This window comes from Waltera sp., from assembly GCF_046969025.1.
In the GTDB taxonomy this organism is placed as follows: domain Bacteria; phylum Bacillota; class Clostridia; order Lachnospirales; family Lachnospiraceae; genus Acetatifactor; species Acetatifactor acetigignens.
Genome location: NZ_JBKVQF010000024.1, coordinates 1 through 14,726, shown reverse-complemented (window position 1 = coordinate 14,726; position 14,726 = coordinate 1). Strand labels below are relative to the sequence as shown.

At 46.7% G+C, this 14,726-nt stretch carries 16 protein-coding genes; 7 read left to right on the top strand and 9 right to left on the bottom strand.

Translation table 11 applies throughout. The features are described from left to right. The first annotated feature begins 26 nt into the window (after positions 1 to 26). Positions 27 to 923: a class I SAM-dependent methyltransferase gene (locus ACLTOH_RS12390; RefSeq protein ID WP_412222293.1), complete on the top strand. Its 897-nt coding sequence runs from the start codon at positions 27 to 29 to the stop codon at positions 921 to 923. Here ACLTOH_RS12390 and ACLTOH_RS12385 read toward each other — a convergent pair whose 3' ends face one another. The 4 genes from ACLTOH_RS12385 to ACLTOH_RS12370 all read right to left on the bottom strand — a co-directional run bounded on the left by ACLTOH_RS12385 (position 924) and on the right by ACLTOH_RS12370 (position 5,068). Beyond that, on the bottom strand, positions 924 to 2,033 hold the full coding sequence (locus ACLTOH_RS12385) for an acyltransferase (protein WP_412224196.1): 1,110 nt from the start codon (positions 2,031 to 2,033) through the stop codon (positions 924 to 926). Then, positions 2,030 to 2,719, bottom strand: a complete 690-nt coding sequence (locus tag ACLTOH_RS12380) for a P-II family nitrogen regulator (protein ID WP_412224195.1) — start codon at positions 2,717 to 2,719, stop codon at positions 2,030 to 2,032. The genes ACLTOH_RS12385 and ACLTOH_RS12380 overlap by 4 nt, the downstream gene beginning before the upstream one ends. An 11-nt stretch (positions 2,720 to 2,730) precedes the next feature. Continuing rightward, a complete protein-coding gene (locus ACLTOH_RS12375) occupies positions 2,731 to 4,266 on the bottom strand; it encodes a DUF1538 domain-containing protein (protein ID WP_118503449.1) in 1,536 nt (511 codons plus the stop codon). A 109-nt stretch (positions 4,267 to 4,375) separates the two neighbouring features. Then, the gene (locus ACLTOH_RS12370; RefSeq protein ID WP_412224194.1) at positions 4,376 to 5,068 is read right to left on the bottom strand and encodes a PrsW family glutamic-type intramembrane protease; all 693 of its coding nucleotides are present in this window, start codon (positions 5,066 to 5,068) and stop codon (positions 4,376 to 4,378) included. Positions 5,069 to 5,361: 293 nt separating this feature from the next. Between ACLTOH_RS12370 and ACLTOH_RS12365 the strand changes: the two genes are divergently transcribed. Beyond that, positions 5,362 to 6,498 carry a DUF4118 domain-containing protein gene (locus tag ACLTOH_RS12365; RefSeq protein WP_243026363.1) on the top strand — a complete coding sequence of 379 codons (1,137 nt, stop codon included), beginning with the start codon at positions 5,362 to 5,364 and terminating at the stop codon, positions 6,496 to 6,498. Between the two features lie 63 nt (positions 6,499 to 6,561). Beyond that, a complete protein-coding gene (locus tag ACLTOH_RS12360; RefSeq protein ID WP_118537790.1) occupies positions 6,562 to 7,263 on the top strand; it encodes a response regulator in 702 nt (233 codons plus the stop codon). On the opposite strand, the gene ACLTOH_RS12355 is transcribed toward ACLTOH_RS12360, so the two are convergent. Continuing rightward, complete coding sequence (locus ACLTOH_RS12355) at positions 7,205 to 8,131, bottom strand: helix-turn-helix transcriptional regulator (RefSeq protein ID WP_412224193.1); 927 nt, start codon at positions 8,129 to 8,131, stop codon at positions 7,205 to 7,207. The genes ACLTOH_RS12360 and ACLTOH_RS12355 overlap by 59 nt on opposite strands. 386 nt (positions 8,132 to 8,517) lie before the next feature. On the opposite strand from ACLTOH_RS12355, the gene ACLTOH_RS12350 reads away from it, so the two are divergent. Then, complete coding sequence (locus ACLTOH_RS12350; protein WP_172594788.1) at positions 8,518 to 9,381, top strand: AraC family transcriptional regulator; 864 nt, start codon at positions 8,518 to 8,520, stop codon at positions 9,379 to 9,381. Here ACLTOH_RS12350 and ACLTOH_RS12345 read toward each other — a convergent pair. Beyond that, entirely contained in the window at positions 9,329 to 10,231 is a 903-nt protein-coding gene (locus tag ACLTOH_RS12345) for a hypothetical protein (RefSeq protein ID WP_412224191.1), read from the bottom strand. The two genes, ACLTOH_RS12350 and ACLTOH_RS12345, sit on opposite strands and share 53 nt — an antisense overlap. A gap of 244 nt (positions 10,232 to 10,475) precedes the next feature. On the opposite strand from ACLTOH_RS12345, the gene ACLTOH_RS12340 reads away from it, so the two are divergent. Together ACLTOH_RS12340 and ACLTOH_RS12335 are read left to right on the top strand one after the other, a co-directional pair. After that, the gene (locus tag ACLTOH_RS12340) at positions 10,476 to 10,925 is read left to right on the top strand and encodes a MerR family transcriptional regulator (protein WP_412224190.1); all 450 of its coding nucleotides are present in this window, start codon (positions 10,476 to 10,478) and stop codon (positions 10,923 to 10,925) included. 142 nt (positions 10,926 to 11,067) lie between these two features. After that, positions 11,068 to 11,664, top strand: a complete 597-nt coding sequence (locus tag ACLTOH_RS12335; RefSeq protein ID WP_118547621.1) for an N-acetyltransferase — start codon at positions 11,068 to 11,070, stop codon at positions 11,662 to 11,664. A 121-nt stretch (positions 11,665 to 11,785) separates the two neighbouring features. Here the strand turns inward: ACLTOH_RS12335 and ACLTOH_RS12330 are convergent, their stop codons facing one another. Both ACLTOH_RS12330 and ACLTOH_RS12325 read right to left on the bottom strand, forming a co-directional pair. Then, entirely contained in the window at positions 11,786 to 12,106 is a 321-nt protein-coding gene (locus tag ACLTOH_RS12330; protein WP_412195792.1) for a hypothetical protein, read from the bottom strand. Between the two features lie 111 nt (positions 12,107 to 12,217). After that, complete coding sequence (locus ACLTOH_RS12325) at positions 12,218 to 12,343, bottom strand: hypothetical protein (protein WP_255713142.1); 126 nt, start codon at positions 12,341 to 12,343, stop codon at positions 12,218 to 12,220. A gap of 374 nt (positions 12,344 to 12,717) precedes the next feature. Between ACLTOH_RS12325 and ACLTOH_RS12320 the strand changes: the two genes are divergently transcribed. Then, positions 12,718 to 13,023: a hypothetical protein gene (locus ACLTOH_RS12320; RefSeq protein WP_118547620.1), complete on the top strand. Its 306-nt coding sequence runs from the start codon at positions 12,718 to 12,720 to the stop codon at positions 13,021 to 13,023. Positions 13,024 to 13,751: 728 nt separating this feature from the next. On the opposite strand, the gene ACLTOH_RS12315 is transcribed toward ACLTOH_RS12320, so the two are convergent. Continuing rightward, the gene (locus ACLTOH_RS12315; RefSeq protein ID WP_118503433.1) at positions 13,752 to 14,495 is read right to left on the bottom strand and encodes a Fic family protein; all 744 of its coding nucleotides are present in this window, start codon (positions 14,493 to 14,495) and stop codon (positions 13,752 to 13,754) included. Positions 14,496 to 14,726 lie beyond the last annotated feature (231 nt).

Sequence of the window (14,726 nt, the reverse complement as noted above, 5' to 3'; positions counted from 1 at the left end):
AAGTATATACACAGAAAGGTTTCTATATGTGGATTGCAGATAATTGGAAAGATTACGAAGTGCTGGATACTTCCAGCGGAGAAAAGTTAGAGCGTTGGGGAGATTATATTCTCGTCCGTCCGGACCCTCAGGTCATCTGGAAAACGCCCCACGACCATAAGGCTTGGAAACAAAAAAACGGTCATTACCACAGAAGTGCCAAGGGCGGCGGCGAATGGGAATTTTTCAGCCTGCCGGATGAATGGGCGATTCATTACACCCTGCCTTTCCAGAAGGCAGTAACGGATTCCGACCCGCTGACCTTCCATCTGAAGCCTTTCAGTTTCAAGCACACCGGTCTGTTCCCGGAGCAGGCTGTGAACTGGGACTGGTTCTCCGGACTGATCCATAACGCCAACCGTCCTGTGAAAGTGCTGAACCTCTTCGCTTACACCGGTGGTGCCACCGTATCCGCTGCGGCTGCGGGAGCTGCCGTGACCCATGTGGATGCTTCCAAGGGTATGGTCGGCTGGGCGAAAGAAAACGCCGCTGCATCCGGACTTGCCGATGCTCCCATCCGCTGGCTGGTGGATGACTGCATGAAATTCGTAGAACGTGAGATCCGCCGCGGCAACAAATACGACGGCATCATCATGGATCCCCCTTCCTACGGCAGGGGTCCCAAGGGCGAGATCTGGAAAATAGAAGATAATATCTGGGATTTCGTAGGACTGACCGCACAGCTTTTATCCGATGATGCACTGTTCTTCCTGATCAATTCCTACACTACAGGATTGCAGCCCGCCGTGCTATCCTATATGATGAATTCCACCCTGACGAAAAAGTTCGGCGGTCATGTGGAAGCCGAAGAAATCGGCCTCCCCGTAACCGAGAGCGGTCTGGTACTGCCCTGCGGTGCTTCCGGACGCTGGCAGCGGAAGTGATCACAACACGAATTTTCTTAACACCGGGATCTTGCGCAGCACCCACGCAGTAGCCGTTGCCAGTGCCAACACTACCAGGCAGAATGCAGCCAGCAGCAAAATCAATACCGCTTGTCCCGCGGCTACAGACTGCACACCGCATTGTTCCAACACCGTAAAGGGTGTGATCTTCACGAATTTATACAACAGGTTCACATACACCGGATGTACCAGGTATACGGCGAAGCTCAAAGCTCCCGCCTCCTGCCAGGGGATCCGGTGTATTCTGTCCTTCTCCCGGGCAGCAGGAGCCGCGCCATCCCGTCCCCCATTCCATCCTGCAGCGAACAGAAGCACTGCAAGCAGTACTGTAAACGGATAATTGTATGCCATCTGAATGGAGAATCCCGCAAGTGTTCTGCTCAGGATCATTCCCAGAGCCAGAACCGCTACTGCAGCTGTCAGCCATACGTTCCTTCCCTTGTCCACACATACTTCTCTCACTGCGAAGAGATATCCACACAGATAATAGAGGAAATACACACCGCCATCCGGCAATACCGGGATACTGTTGACATCCAGTACCTTATTCAGAAACGGTGCCACACTGCTTCCTAAGAAGATCACTGCCATCACTGTCCCAACACCCCACACCGGCAGCACCCGCAGCACTTTTTTCAGAAGCGGTGTGATCAGATACAAAAACAATATCAGATACAGATACCACATATGGGACCAGGTATGTCCCGTCAGAGTCATCTTCAGTGCCTCCGGGATCATCATGACCCGGAAGGACCGCTCCGCCACTACCAGCTCAGAAGCTGCATACGGAACACCGAATAGGAGGATCGCCAGTGCAATCCTCCTGCAATATTTTTTAATCATGACCGGATAAGTCAATGTACGTTCCGGATTCAGGAACAAATATCCCGAGATCAATAAAAATATAGGAACACACCAGGTCACCAGATCCATAACTGACAGCAATAATGACCGGTATTCCGGCACTATCGACGCATCTGTCACATCTGTCGCACCTGTCAGTACATGCATCAGCACCACTGCACAGGTTGCCAGTACCCGGAGCACGTCCAGGAACTGCTTCCTGGGTCCGGATAAGCCGTTTGTCATGTCTCTCCCATCTCCTCCATCAGGCGCATGCCTGCAGTATCTGTCACAGGAAGGGAGAATACTATGCTTTGTGCTTTACTCTCCAGTCCTGCTTTTTCCATTATAGCACGCATGATGGAATTTTTCTGCTCACTTTTTACCACAATGAACAACATTTCTTTTTCCGGCACCAGTGTCACGCCCAGAAACTGCTGTGCATTCTCTGTTCCGGTGCCCTTGGCATGGATGACTGTGCCGCCTGCCGCATGTACTTCTCTCGCTGCATCCATGACCAGTTCCGTATATCCATGATTGGCTATCACTACCAGAAGCTCATTCTTCGTCTCTTTCAATGTGGACTCCTCTCCTTTTACGAACTCCTGCCCACAGGTCAGGTAATTCAATGCTTTCTTGCCGCCGACGCTGCTCACCGGAATGATAAAGGCAATTCCCATTCCCGGGAGATCGATCTGCATATTTTTCCGTAAGTCTGCCTTGATCCGTTGCCAGGAAGCATCCGTAACGATGTGAAACAATATGCTCTTCTCCATGCCGTCCAGTCCGAAATAATCCAGGATCTCATTGGCCGCAGTTCCCATACCAACTGTGATGCTGCCCACCTGTGCGCCGTTTTCCTTATAACATTCCACGAATTTTCTCGTCAGCTGACGATTGGTGATGGTGACCATCATATATAATTCACTCATGGGCACACCTCCTACAGTTCAATGATGGCATTCTCATCCAAAGCACCAAATGCATCCGCCGCACCGGCAAATACGCCTGCACCGCTCTTCTGCTGCTTTAACTGATATACCATTCCCAATATCTGGATCGTGATCAGCGGTGTCATGGCTACCATTGCTACCACACCGAAAGCATCTGCGACTAAATTGCCGCCCACCGCCACACAGGCGCCCTGCGCTAACGGCAGTAAAAAGGTAGCTGTCATGGGACCGCTCGCCACACCGCCGGAGTCGAAGGCGATCGCTGTGAATATCTTCGGTACAAAAAAGGATAGTCCGATCGCCACACCGTAGCCCGGGATCAAAAACCATAGAATCGGGATTCCCGTCAGCACCCGGATCATCGCCAGTGCTACGGATAAGGAGACACCCACGGACAGGCTCACGCCCATGGAACGGGCCGAAATAGCGCCGTCCGTCAGCTCCTCTACCTGATGGTTCAGCACATAGACCGCCGGTTCCGCTTTGACAATAAAATATCCGATCAGCGCCCCCACCGGCACCAATACCCACCGGTAGGATCTGGCTGCCATGACCTGACCGAGGTAATTACCGGCTGGCATAAAGCCCACATTTGCGCCGGTCAGAAACAATACCAGACCGATATAAGTATACACCAGCCCGATCAGGATCTTCGCCAGTGTCTTCCCCGACAGCCGCAGGGCAAATATCTGGAACAGACCGAAAAACAATACAATGGGAAGTAATGCGAGTGCGATTTCTTTCATATAATCCGGCAGCCCATGGGCAAAAAGCTGCGCCAGTTCCACGGAATCAGAGATCTCCGGGATCGCCACCGGCTGGTAATCCGCATTGGTCGGCTTATAGATCAGCCCCAGCACCATGACCGCCAGGATCGGGCCGATGGAGCACAGTGCTACCAGACCGAAGCTGTCGTCTGCCGCATGATGGTCATTACGGATGGACGCAATACCGACACCAAGTGCCATGATAAAAGGAACGGTCATGGGTCCCGTGGTCACACCTCCGGAATCAAACGCCACTGCCCGAAAGTTCTCCGGTACGAGAAATGCAAGAACAAACACTGCTATGTAGAAAAAAGTTAACAACGGCGGCAGTGCCACACCGATCAGCATACGCAGAAGGGCAATGACCAGGAAGATTCCCACGCCCACTGCCACTGCCAGGATCAGCGTCATGTTCGGCACCGAAGGCACCTGTGTCGCCAGCACCTGCAAGTCAGGCTCGGAAATGGTGATCACCACTCCCAACAGAAAAGATAACACTACGATCAGCAGAATATTTTTACTCTGGGTCATTCTGGCACCCACTTTTTCTCCCATGGGGGTCATGGACATCTCCGCACCCAGGGTGAAAAACATCATACCGGCCATGACCATCACCGCCCCCACCAGAAAGCACAGCAGGATACTGGAGGTAATGGGGGCTATGGTAAAGCTTAATACGATCACGATCCCTACTACCGGCAGGACCGCCTTCAAGGATTCTGCAAATTTTTGCCGGATCTTTGGATTCAATAACTTCAATATTGGTCTTTCCTTTCTTTAGGTTTTCTTTATCTTAACATGAAGCAAAGACCCGATCCTACCGTTTTTCGTGAATTTATAAAATTTTCACGGGTTCTTAACGCAATCTTTATGCAGACAGCTCCCGGTCCTGCCCAGACTGCTTTTTCACAAATTTATAGGCCCAGACATCCACCACGATCACAAACAGGAAAAAGAAAACGAAGATCCAGTCCGCATCCAGAGACAATGCGGAATCATAGATACCGTGTTCGATCATCGGCATGAACACGCTGAGCTTCAGGTAGCGTTTCCTGCGTTTTTTATCGCCTGCAAGTTCTGCCTCCTTCGCCACACCGAAGAAATATCCCATGATCACGCCATCGATGGCATGGGAAGGCACGGACAACAGGGCTCTGGTCACTGCCGTCCCAAAGTCACCGCCCAGACAATACAGAACATTTTCAATGGCTGCAAATCCCAATGCCGAAGTCACGCAGTACACGATGGCATCGAATTTATAATTGAATGCCGGATGCTTCCATGCCGCCCATTTGGCCGCTTTCATCTTGCAAAGTTCCTCGATCAGTGCCACCCCGATAAAATTATCCAGGATCACGTAGCACAGCGTATCTGCATCCATAAATACCAGAAATACTTCATCCAGAATGATTTCCAGTATCATGGCGGGGATCACAGACAATACACCGAACAGGAATATTTTCCACAATAATCCCCTCGGCTCCTTCTCCACCTTATCCTGTCTATAAATCCATACCACCAGTGCGATGGCCGGCAGTAATGCCAATCCTATCAGAAACATAACCTACTCCTCTCCTGTCCACATAGACGGTCCGCCCTTTCAGGACCGCCGCCATACTACATTTTAATCTAATGTTTTTCCTGATGTCAACCTAACGAAAGTATATGTTTCTATTTTTGTGTCTTGGCTTTTCCGGAGGATACTTGCCTGCCTTTTGCCTCCGCTTTAGGGGAAAATATATCGGTTTTCATATATCCTTAACTACTTCTTTACACCTTGCATTGCAAAGTAATGGTACTATAGTTATAATATATTTACAAAACAACTAACAATATTTCATGGAGGATCACACCGTGTTCCGATCATTTTCCGATAAAAAATCACCGCGGAAAAGCTTCCGCTTAAAACCACCCTTTACCAGACATGCCATCAGTATCCTGATCTGTGCCGCCTGCATGCTGTGCGCCACACTTGCCTCTTTTTTATATCAGCATATTGTCCCGGACAACCATGCCAATGTAGCACTGTTCTACATTCTGGCACTGGTGATCATCGCCAGATGGACGGTGGGCTACGGCTACGGCATTGCCTGCACCCTTTTTTCCGTAATAGCGATCAATTATCTGTTCACCTATCCATATTATAAGCTTAATTTCACACTGACCGGCTACCCTATCACCTTCCTGCTGATGAGTGGGATCACTCTGATCCTGTGTACCATGACCTCTCATATGACCATCCAGTCCGAGATGATCGCAGAGCGGGAAAAGCGGCTGGCAGAAGCCGAAATGGAAAAGATGCGTGCGAATCTTCTGCGCGCCATCTCCCACGATCTGCGCACGCCGCTCACCGGCATCATCGGCAACAGCTCCCTGTTTCTGGAAAGTCAGAACGATCTAAGCTCCACCGAACAGCGTACGATCATGACCAATATCTACGAGGATTCCAACTGGCTGTTGAATATGGTGGAAAATCTGCTGTCCGTCACCCGTATCCAGGGAGACAGCTTAAGCATCAATACCACAGAGGAGCCGGTGGAGGAAGTGGTGGGAGAAGCTTTGGAGAAGCTGAAAAAACGCTATCCCGATGCCGCCATCCGGGTCAGGATCCCCGAGGAATTTCTGATGATACCCATGGATGCGGTGCTGATCGAGCAGGTCACCATCAATCTGCTGGAAAATGCCATCGTTCATTCCGGAAGTATCCTGCCCATTGATTTCATCGTGGAGGATCATCCGGAGCATGTCTCTTTTATTGTGAGAGACTACGGAAAAGGACTGTCGGAAGAAAAATTACAGAATCTGTTCGAGACGGGTACCTACAACAATTCCCGGAGCTCGGATTCCCGCAAAGGCATGGGTATCGGTCTGTCCATCTGCAAGACCATCATCACCGCCCATCACGGAACGCTGAGTGGCAGGAATCATGCGGATGGCGCGGAATTCTGTTTCACACTTCCCAAGGCGGAAGCTCTCGCTTCGGAAAAATAAGTGTACTCTCAGCCACATACGATAGAACTGTTGAAAATACCGGAAAGGATATGGATCTCAGATATGAATAAGATCAAAGTTCTCTTAATCGAAGACGATAGAAGTATCAGTAATTTCATCACCGCTACCATGGACCGGGAAGGCTACAAGATCATGCATGCCTTAAACGGCAGAGAGGGACTTAGTCTCAGCACTTCTTTCTGCCCCAACGTGATCCTGCTAGACTTAGGGCTGCCGGACATGGACGGATTGGATGTGTTGCAAAAGCTGCGCTCCTGGAGCGATGTTCCCGTGATCATCATATCTGCCCGCACCAAGGAGCAGGAAAAGGTCTCCGCTCTGGATCTGGGTGCGGACGATTATATCACAAAACCCTTCGGCACCGGCGAGCTCATGGCAAGGATCCGCACTTCTCTGCGGCACAGCCACGCCCAGGCTCCCGGCCATGTGTATAAGGCACTGGATCTGGAGATTGATTTCGAAAAACGACTGATCCGCCTGCGGGGCGAAGAGATACATCTGACCCAGATCGAATACCAGCTGCTTACACTTTTAGCGGAAAATTCCGGCAGAGTCCTGACCTACAGCTATATCATGAATGCCATCTGGGGTCCCTATATGGACAATAATAATCAGATCCTCCGTGTCAACATGGCGAACATCCGCAGAAAGCTGGAACAGAATCCCGCGCAGCCCCAGTATGTCTTCACTGAGATTGGTGTGGGCTATCGGATGCGTGAGAACGAGAACGGTGGGACTGTATAAACATAAATACAATTCCCGACACTGCCTCCAGCAATATGAGTACCGTCCCTCTGTCCAGTGCCTTCCAGACGCTGTCCAGGGTATCCATCCGGCCCAGAATGTCTATGTAAAAGAAATCCAGATAGATGACCGCCGGTGAGATCACACATCCCGGATGCAGTACCGTCCGCTCCATGAGCAGACGGTACATTTCCACTGCCAGAAATATTACATTCAGGGCATAGCCCGCACAAAGCTGATTGTTCAAAAACGGTCCCAGGGAGCTGAGTTCCATACCAAGGGGAACACTTCCTGCCCGGACCATTCCGAAGCTTAAATACATGATTCCAACACTCCACAATAGCATCGCAAGGGATGCTATTCCAAGTCCTCTGCTTAATTGACTGGAGGGAATCATTTTCACATCCTCTTCCTTTCCGAAATACCGGTATACAAGCCCCAGCATCGTCAGCGTCCCCGCCATGGAGATCCCGGCCACCTGGCAGGCAATATCTCTTCCCCCAAACAACCCTCTTCCGGAAAATAAACAGATCCCGATGACACAGTTATAGATCAAAAGCCCCAGCACGATCAGATACAGGATCCTCTTTTCACGTTTCCGCTGCTCCTGGAGCTTTGCCAGTCTCACGACTTCCGTCACAGCCTCCTCCCGGTCTCCCGCCCGCTCTCCGGTCACGATGTCCTGAATCGGCAGTTCCAACAGATGGGACAGGGACTCTAATACGCCGATATCCGGAAAACTTTCTCCATTCTCCCACCGGGATACCGCTTTGTTGGTCACCCCTAACATCCTTCCCAGTTCACTCTGGGTATAATTTTTGCGCTGTCTGGCTTCCCGGATCAGATTGCCCGTTTTCTTTTTATCCATACTAATCCCTATACCTTTCTGTACTCTGCAAACTCTCAGGTGCTTTAGCACCTTTGCTTTAGCATCTTTGCTTTAGCACCGTATGCCGGCCTATCTGTACCCTTATGGTAACAATCCTTTGGAAAATGCGCAATCCATTGTAACGAGACTGCCTGTTTTCTGTGATTTTTGCGCAAAAAATTCCCCTCGGCGAGGGGGGAGTGTACCGAGGGGGATAGAGAGAAAAGTATTTTTGAAAGAGGCGGGTTCCTTTTTCAGTTATTATAATAGCGTAATTTATTTATATTTACTGCTGTTTTTATTGCTTGTTTGTGTTGAAAATACTGTTTTTTTGTGGTATTCTGACTGTATCAATGAAAGTAGATTTAAAAAGCGAAGGAGCAGCTATGGATATCACAACCAAAAAAGGCCGACGCGGCAGAAAGGATATTGACCGTATCATCGTGGAAAAAGGCCGCAGAGGCGATTTTTCTCCGCTGCAGCCCGATCATTATCACAGCTTTTATGAAATATTCTATCTCTGGTCCGGCAGCTGCCGTTTCCTGTTAAAAGATACTGTCTATCAGATGGAAGCCGGAGATCTGGTCTTCATTGCCCCGGGGGAACTGCATCACTCTCTGTATTCTGCCGGAGAGGTCTGCGAGATCGTAATGATCTATTTCAAAGAAGAATATCTGCATTTATCGGACCGGTCTGCCGACAGCCTCACTTCCATATCCGGGCAGGGGCTACAGCTGCATTCTTTCATGGGCAGCGTTCCTACGGTATACCAGGAATATCTGCACTCTCTGCTGACCCGTATGCTCACCGAGAATTCCCGCTTCGACCAATACTCCGAACATTTTGAGCGTTGCTATCTGGAAGAGCTTCTGCTCCTGCTGATGCGGCATTCCGTCATGAATGAGAAGGAGCCGGATCTACTGAACTCCCGGGATGCGGACATCCTGCTTGCCACAAAATACATTTATAATAATTTCCGCAAGCCACTGACACTGGAAGATGTCTCCTACGTGGCTTCCTTAAGCCCCACCTATTTCAGCAAGAAATTCAAACTGATCACCGGCATGGGGTTCAAGGAATATTTAAATTACGTACGGCTCAAGCACGCCCAGACGGCGCTTCTTACCACCAACAGCTCCATCACGGATATTGCTCTGGAATACGGCTTCAACGACAGCAATTATTTTAAGGACCTGTTCAAAAAAGTATACGGAAAATCTCCTCGGGAATATCGGAAAAATCCGGATTGACATCGGGTTTCTTATCGGCAGTCTCCTCTAAGTCTTCCTCTTCGAAATGTTCTTCCGTCTGTTTTTCGATTTTCTCTTCCAGTGCCTCCCGGATTGCATCCTGTACGCTGTCGAACTTCTCCAGAAAACTGTCCCATTCTTTGATGCTGAATTCCTGATTGCCGATCATGAATTTCGTCTCTGTATCGCCGTTCTGAAGCTTGTCGTAGATCTCCTGCATTTTCTCGCAGATCTGCTCCATGAGACTCAGATCCTCTTTTTCCGGTTCTCCGGCGGTTCCGGCCGGGTCCGTTTCCGCTGCTTTGTCCGCATCGGGCGTCTCCGAAGTTTCCTCGTTGCTGTCTACATTGTCACCGTTCTCCATATCATCCAGTTCTTTCTCCATCTCCCGTATCTTCTTATCCTGTGCCAGTGCACGCAGGATCCGGTTCACATCCTCCGGACTGAACATACCGATGGCCTTGGACAGGGCATCGATGTTATTCCGGTTAACCAGCAGGCTTCCACCGCCGGACAGCGGAATGTTGATACAATCTTTCTCATTAGAGGTATCTCCCAGCGTCAGACGGTTATGATCATAATCGCAGACGAAGACCACCCCATTATATTCAATAACACCGTCCTCCGCCATTTCCCCATAGGGCACTTTGTCTTTGCCTTCGATACGACGGTTCAACCGTACACCACGTGTCACCGGAGCCAGCACTTTGTCATTTTCCTCCGCAGATTCCTCCAGACTCTCTGCAAAACGAGATGCCACATCTGACGCGCTCTGCAAAGTTCCTTCGCTTACCCTCTTCTGGATCTCATACATCAGTGTCCTTCCGTAACCGATTCCCGTAATTGCCATATTTATCTCCCTCTCCGCAGCGATCACTGCCATAAAAAAAGATGGTTGCCTTCTCTTGAAGCAGCCATCCGTAGCTTTTGTCCATCCATGGTATCTGTATTTTCCTATATGAATAGTATCGACACCGCCCGGTAAAAACTTTATAGCATGATTCTCTTGTTTTTTGTACCTTAGCGCTTTATAATAGCAGTAGCAATACCTAAAGTCAGCTTTAGATAGTTTTATACAAGGAAAGGGATTATATATGTACAGCATCGGACAGGTTTCCGCAATGACGAATTTACCGATTTCTACGTTGAGATATTATGATAAAGAGGGCTTCTTCCCGAATCTGGAGAAGCAGTCAGGAATCCGGCGGTTCAGCCAGGCCGAACTGGATGCCATCCGCATGATTGAATGTCTGAAGCGTTCCGGCCTGGAGATCAAGGACATCCGGCAGTTTTTCGAATGGGTAGAGGAAGGTCCTTCCACTTACCCCAACCGTAAGGCAATGTTCGAAGCCAGAAAAAAAGCTGTGGAAGAAGAAATGAAGCAGTTGGAAAAAACTCTGGATATGCTGAAATTCAAATGCTGGTATTACGAAAAGGCCATGGAGGACGGCAACGAAGACGAAATTCACGCCATGCTTCCGCATAAACTTCCCGCTGATATTCAGGCTCTGTATGATAACAGCCACGACCGGAACAACGCCTGAAACGAAGTCTTCTGCATAAATTTTCCCTCGGAAATGTATTTTCATATCGCGTAAAATATGGTACTATATTATCGGTTAGTGTATGCTAACCTTGCGTTTTCTACATAACACACACTGAATGACCATTCGGAGGGAGAATATTATGAGGGTAACAGATTTAGATGCACAGATACCTGATCAGATCGGTCATGCCTTTGGCTATTATGATTATGGAGAGGAAATCGGCATGGATTCCTTTTTCCGCAGTAAAGATGCGGTGGCAGACTATATCGCCGGATATGTGCGGATGGCATTTGCTGGCGGTATGCTTTATGGCATCCGTGAGCCTGGTAGGGGCTATATCGCCTATAAGCTGCCGGGACAGAAGCTGGGCTTTGGAGCGAGCATGGAACTTGTAAAGGCTCTTTTCCATTCTATGAGCCTGAAGGAGATCTTCCGTATGGGAGTTGCTATCTCGAAGGGCGGAACCTCTTTGGAGGATCGGATGAAAAAAGCGAAAAAGCCCTGCATCTTCGTCGGCATGGTCTGTGTACCGGAAGAATTTCAGGGGCAGGGCTATATGAGGAGCGTGATGGAACTTGCCTATGCAGAAGGTAACCGTCTGAAGGTTCCGGTGATTCTGGAGACAGATGCAAAGTCAAAATGCGATAAATACATACACCTCGGGATGCATCTTGAAGGCATCAGGGATTTAGGAAACTACGGAAAATTATACGATTTGATCAAATATCCCGATTAAAATGGATTAAAATCCCATCTTTGACACTTTATAGAGCAAAAAACAGCCATAACCCCAGTATTTATCAGGGGTATGGCTGTTTCCTTTTTCGCATCGATATTGTACTATTTTTGAAATTGTGTTATTTTTTCTGCATTGTTTCTTTGATAAGTGCCCGTATATCTGCCTTTGATATAAATTCATAATCCGTTCTGAATCCAAAAGCACTGTGCAATGCATCGGTCAGTTTTGTACGTTTGTAGGAGGGAATGCAGCCACTGTCTTTGGAAAGCAGGATCATATTCATGTCCCGAAGGGTTTTTAAGTTTTCGCTGCAGGCGAATTCTTCCCCCAGTTTCTTCTCCAACAGCCGGTATACCAGAAGGCGGATATAAGATGTTTCTGCAAATGTTGTCCAAACGTAGTTCGGTGCAGAGCTGTTGCAGGAACAGATAGCCCACATTAAAAAGGCGCTCTTCGTCTAAAGGAATACATGCGAGAGGTGAAAAAGAGACGGTAACTTTTTCCTTTTGGGCCCAGTCCATCATTTCCGCTTCGTTCCCGGAAAACTGAGTCAGAAGATCATTGTACTGCCCAGCTTTTTATAGATGCGGGAAGAAGTTTTACCGTTTTCCCTGCGGTAGGACTGGGTGATATAAACATCTTTGTTGTCTTTGCTGCCAGTAATATTGATATACATTAAGAAGTCCTCCAATTAAATCAATTACAATACAGTTAGTACAAAAAAACACATATAAATTCATAAAATTTGACAAAAAATAAGCCAGGAATGTCTTAAATAAAGGATTTATTTTCCGTATCGTTATTTCCGGTTTCTCTGGCGTTCTTTTTGTCTGTCCGGGCGTTTTTGGTGTCCTGTTATACCTGCTGGGCTTTCGCGATTTGACGCTCCAATCAATGGATGGTATAGTAGTGCTGTACGATCGCGTGTTGTTGGAGATTCCGCTGTGTACATTGGAAAACTGGTAGTCTGGAGTTAGGATGCCACCGGTGTATGCCGAGAAGCTGGTGGTTAAGAAATTGGTTTCTGTAAAGAGGGAAAGAGGTTAAAGGATGCAAAAAAGTGTGATCTATTTTAAACGTACTTTACCGGAAAAGGTGATACAGTTATTAGTGTCCATTTCAAATGATGCTTTTAACAATCGTGAGGGGAAGATTGTAGGTAATAGAGAATCCACATATTGTTTATCTTACGGTGGCGATGAAAGTATGTATGGCTGTCTGCAATTAGGGATGCTGGAGTTGGAGGACAACAAAGATTTTTTAAGGTTTGTATGTGATTGGAAGTGGATTGATGAAGAATATCCGGAGGAGAATTACAGTGTATGGAGAATAATGGAAAAATCCCTAAAAGAATAGAACCGGATAGATGTCGTAAACAGTTGACTTTTAATATACCAACAGAATTGAGTTTTTGTAGGTCTGGAGCAGAAGGAGTGATATTTTATTTTTATTGATGAAAATTATGTGATTAACAGGGAAGAATTGCCTAAAGTCCTTCAAAGGGATATTGAAGAACTGGAGAGCTATTATCATAGTGGAGATTTTGTAGGATATGATTGCTGTCTGGAAACACTGGAAGCGACTGTGAAGCAGTGTTGTATACATGGCAGCATCAGTGGAAAGCAGTTAGACACTATTTTCAGGAGGTATGGATTAAGGTGATAGAAATGATAAATTTTAAGATTGTCCTATAAATGATCGTGTATATGGTGGAGCTGCTGGAAGAAAATTAGGTGTTGTTTACGAAGGACAGAATTATATTTTGAATTTCCCGGTAATTTGAAGGATAAGCAACTTAAAAATATAAAAATGAGTTACAGTAATGCTCCTGTTTCTGAGTATATAGGATCTCATGTATATGAATTGATAGGAATGCCTGTTCATGAAACAAAACTTGGAGTGTATAAAAACAGAGTAGTGGTAGGATGTAAGGATTTTTTATCAGAAGGAGAAAACCTAATAGAATTATTAGTGATGTACGGAAAAAGTTTTATACATCAATGATAAGTATGAGGTATGAAAAAGTTCTTTTGCCAACGTTTCAGGAATTAGTAAATATGCGGAGCAGAGGAATAGAAACGATGTCACTTTAACTCACCCAAAACCCATGTTTTCTCCAAGCTTTTTTTCATATAATTAAGATATGGAGTGATATCACCGGTATTGTCATAATGATCTAAGGATTTATAATACTGGTCTTTTGTTTCTGAGTATACTACTAAAGGTGGATAGTTATTGATCATCAAATAATAGTTCATAAGGGTTCTCCCTACTCTTCCATTTCCATCGGCAAATGCATGAATATTTTCAAATTTACAATGAATATATGCGGCTGTTTTTAAAATGTTATCACCCTTGTCAGGGATATTTAAAATTTCGTCACATAATTCCGCTATTTCAGCCGGAACTTCTTCTGGTAGCGCACCCTGATTTGATTTGCCAATTACATAATCATGTATTTTATAATGTCCAGGACGTTCACCTTTTTGCCAACGGTGTTCGTCATAGACCCCTTGCATAAGTTGATAATGAATTTTTTTTATAAGATCAGAGGTAATGGGGTCTTTATTTATAATTTTAGGTACAAGAAAATTATAACATTTTTTTTGATTTTCAATTTCAAAGATGGTTTGAGTATCACCACAAAAATTGATTACCTTTCCATTTTCAAAAACTTCTCTTGTAGCATGATATGTTATCTGTGGATTTTCTATTGTTCCAGAGTTATAAGCAAAAGTGATACGAAAATTGCTGAGCTGTTGATCTAATTTTTCGATGCTATCTATTTTCTTCTCCTTCCACTTGCTTATGATGTCTGTATAGTTCACAAAAATACTCCTTTCATTATTTTGTTAAATTGTAAAGTGACATCATGTCACCTCCATAGAATCATGGTGGGATATTCTACCTGATGTTATACTTAATTTCAGTATGTGTCAACTCAAAACAACAGATAATTCCGTAAATCGAGTAGGAGGAATTTCTCCTAAATGAGAAATTCCGACCTCTCACACCACCGTGCGTCAGACTGTCTAACGATTCGAAAATCCAGTCTGATG

What these genes read in the sequence shown, in the direction of transcription:
- ACLTOH_RS12390 (WP_412222293.1), top strand. Translation starts at nt 27, where the DNA reads ATGTGGATTGCAGATAATTGGAAAGATTACGAAGTGCTGGATACTTCC.
- ACLTOH_RS12385 (WP_412224196.1), bottom strand. Translation starts at nt 2,033, where the DNA reads ATGACAAACGGCTTATCCGGACCCAGGAAGCAGTTCCTGGACGTGCTC.
- ACLTOH_RS12380 (WP_412224195.1), bottom strand. Translation starts at nt 2,719, where the DNA reads ATGAGTGAATTATATATGATGGTCACCATCACCAATCGTCAGCTGACG.
- ACLTOH_RS12370 (WP_412224194.1), bottom strand. Translation starts at nt 5,068, where the DNA reads ATGTTTCTGATAGGATTGGCATTACTGCCGGCCATCGCACTGGTGGTA.
- ACLTOH_RS12360 (WP_118537790.1), top strand. Translation starts at nt 6,562, where the DNA reads ATGAATAAGATCAAAGTTCTCTTAATCGAAGACGATAGAAGTATCAGT.
- ACLTOH_RS12355 (WP_412224193.1), bottom strand. Translation starts at nt 8,131, where the DNA reads ATGGATAAAAAGAAAACGGGCAATCTGATCCGGGAAGCCAGACAGCGC.
- ACLTOH_RS12350 (WP_172594788.1), top strand. Translation starts at nt 8,518, where the DNA reads ATGGATATCACAACCAAAAAAGGCCGACGCGGCAGAAAGGATATTGAC.
- ACLTOH_RS12345 (WP_412224191.1), bottom strand. Translation starts at nt 10,231, where the DNA reads ATGGCAATTACGGGAATCGGTTACGGAAGGACACTGATGTATGAGATC.
- ACLTOH_RS12340 (WP_412224190.1), top strand. Translation starts at nt 10,476, where the DNA reads ATGTACAGCATCGGACAGGTTTCCGCAATGACGAATTTACCGATTTCT.
- ACLTOH_RS12335 (WP_118547621.1), top strand. Translation starts at nt 11,068, where the DNA reads ATGAGGGTAACAGATTTAGATGCACAGATACCTGATCAGATCGGTCAT.
- ACLTOH_RS12330 (WP_412195792.1), bottom strand. Translation starts at nt 12,106, where the DNA reads ATGTGGGCTATCTGTTCCTGCAACAGCTCTGCACCGAACTACGTTTGG.
- ACLTOH_RS12325 (WP_255713142.1), bottom strand. Translation starts at nt 12,343, where the DNA reads ATGTATATCAATATTACTGGCAGCAAAGACAACAAAGATGTTTATATC.
- ACLTOH_RS12320 (WP_118547620.1), top strand. Translation starts at nt 12,718, where the DNA reads ATGCAAAAAAGTGTGATCTATTTTAAACGTACTTTACCGGAAAAGGTG.